Annotated in this window: 3 protein-coding genes; 1 reads left to right on the top strand and 2 read right to left on the bottom strand. The window is 70.3% G+C overall.

What is annotated here, in order from left to right; all coding sequences use genetic code 11:
• Both AC2VOR_RS14130 and fgd read right to left on the bottom strand, forming a co-directional pair.
• Window positions 1-1,021 (bottom strand): phosphotransacetylase family protein (locus tag AC2VOR_RS14130; RefSeq protein WP_486963977.1); only part of this gene is annotated, 1,021 nt, incomplete at its 3' end.
• A gap of 10 nt (window positions 1,022-1,031) precedes the next feature.
• The gene (gene fgd / locus AC2VOR_RS14125; protein WP_369740909.1) at window positions 1,032-2,042 is read right to left on the bottom strand and encodes a glucose-6-phosphate dehydrogenase (coenzyme-F420); all 1,011 of its coding nucleotides are present in this window, start codon (window positions 2,040-2,042) and stop codon (window positions 1,032-1,034) included.
• Window positions 2,043-2,137: 95 nt separating this feature from the next.
• On the opposite strand from fgd, the gene AC2VOR_RS14120 reads away from it, so the two are divergent.
• On the top strand, window positions 2,138-2,385 hold a 248-nt coding region (locus AC2VOR_RS14120), incomplete at its 3' end, for an MBL fold metallo-hydrolase (RefSeq protein WP_486963976.1).

The raw sequence follows: 2,385 nt of genomic DNA, 5'->3' as shown, positions 1-2,385 counted from the left end.
ACTGCAGCGCGGTGTCGATCTTGCGTTGGGCGGTTGCGGTGACCCGGCCCCGGGCCGAGGCCGCCGCGCTGGCGGCGTCGTAGGTGCCCAGCGCCGTGGCGATGATCGGGAGCCGCAGCCGCAGCCCCGCGACCAGGGCCGCGATGGCGGGATGCAACGGGAATCCGCCATTGAGCACCAGGCACGACAACGACGGAAAACCTTGGGCGGCATGCGCGCTGGCGACGGCGAGCACCACGTCCGAACGGTCGCCGGGGGTGATGACCGCCATGCCGTCGCGCAGCCGTTCCAGCACGTGGTCGGCAGTCATCCCGGCGACCATCACGGCGGTGACCTCCCGCTCGCGCAGCGACTCCTCGCCGCTGACCGGGGTCCCGGCCACGGCGCGCTCGAGTTCGGCCACGGTTGGCGCCGACAGCAGGGGTTCCTCGGGCAACACGTAGCTGCGCTGGGCGAAGGCCTGCAGCGCCTCGGCCACCGCGGCGAGTTCCATCGGCTCACACCGGTTGGCCACCACTGCGGCGGCGTGGGCGCGCTGAGCGGAGAGTTCGGCCAGCGAGACCTCGACGACGCGGGCGACCTCGTCGGGGGTGCGGCCCCTGCCGCTGACGGCCAGCAGCACCGGTGCGCCGAGGTTGACCGCGATGCGGGCGTTGACCGAGAGCTCCGCGGGTCTGGTGACGTCGGTGTAGTCGCTGCCCACGATGACCACCACGTCGCAGGCCTGGGCTATCGCCTGGTAGGCGTCGACGATGTCCGCGATGGCGGCGTCGCTGTCGGCGTGCAGCCGCTGGTAGGTGACGCCGACGCACTGCTCGTAGGACAGGCCCGCGGTGGTGTGCCCCAGCAGCAGCTCCAGGATGTAGTCGCGATGTTCGTTGCGGCGCGTGATCGGCCGGAAGACGCCGACTTTGGCGACGCTCGCGGTCAAACCGTGCAGCAGCCCGAGCGCGATCGTCGACTTTCCGGTCTCCGGCTCGGGCGCGGCGATGTAGATCGCTGTCGTGGACCCGGCGGCCATCGACCCGCCTTCAGCCCAGCCGCCGCAGCCGCGGCGCGAGATCCTTCTCGAACAGCTCCAGGAAGCGGCGCTGGTCGTGGCCGGGGGCGTGGAACACCAGGTGGTTCAGGCCCCAGCCGACGTAGTCCTTGACCTTCTCGACGGCCTCGTCGGGGTCCGAGGCAACGATCCAGCGCTTGGCGACCTGCTCGATCGGCAGCGCGTCGGCGGCCTTCTCCATCTCGATCGGGTCGTCGATGCTGTGCTTCTGCTCGGCGGTCAGCGACAGCGGCGCCCAGAACCTGGTGTTCTCCAGCGCCAGCTCGGGATCGGTGTCGTAGGAGATCTTGATCTCGATCATCTTGTCGATGTCGTCGAGGTTGCGCCCGGCCGCCGCCGCGCCGTCGGCCACCGCGGGCATCAGCTTGTCCTTGTAGAGCTCCTCGCCCTTGCCGGAGGTGCAGATGAAGCCGTCGCCGGCGCGTCCGGCGTATTTGGCGACCGCCGGGCCGCCAGCGGCGACGTAGATCGGCACACCACCCTCGGGCACGTCGTAGATGGAGGCGCCCTTGAGCCGGTAGTACTCGCCGTCGAAGTCGACGCGGTCGCCACGCCACAGCTCGCGCATCAGCCGCACCGATTCGCGCAGCCGGGCGAACCGCTCCTTGAACTCCGGCCACTCGCCGGAGTACCCGGTCGCGATCTCGTTGAGCGCCTCCCCGGTGCCCACGCCGAGGAAGACGCGGCCGGGGTACAGGCACGCCATGGTGGCGAACGCCTGCGCGATGACGGCCGGATTATAGCGGAAGGTCGGGGTGAGCACCGAGGTGCCCAGCTGGATGCGCCGGGTGCGTTCGCCCACCGCGGTCATCCAGGCCAGCGAGAACGGGGCGTGCCCGCCCTCGTGCCGCCAGGGCTGGAAGTGGTCGCTGACGCTGGCGCTGTCCATGCCGTGGTCCTCGGCGGCGACGGCCAGCTCTACGAGCTCGCGCGGTGCGAATTGTTCGGCGGACGCTTTGTATCCCAGTTTCAGTTCGGCCACCAGTTCTTTCTACTCCTCCTGGCTTGGTCGCGACCCGCTGCGCCCGGCTTCGCCGCGCTTGCGATCGCTCCTGGCCTGCTGCCTACACTCGCGGCATGGGACCGGCCCCGACCCTTGTTCAGGTCACCGACACCGTTCACCTCGCCCGGGGCGAGGCCGTCAACTGGACCCTGGTCTCCGACGACACCGGGGTCATGCTGATCGACGCCGGCTACCCCGGGGATCGGCAGGACGTGCTGGCCTCGCTGCGGCAGCTTGGCTACGAGGCCGGCGACGTGCGCGCCATCCTGCTGACGCACGCGCACATCGACCACCTGGGCTCGGCGATCTGGTTCGCCAACGA

Source organism: Mycobacterium sp. TH-M103 (assembly GCF_057473785.1).
Note: the sequence above shows the minus strand (reverse complement) of the source record. Positions and strands in the feature narration are given on the sequence as shown.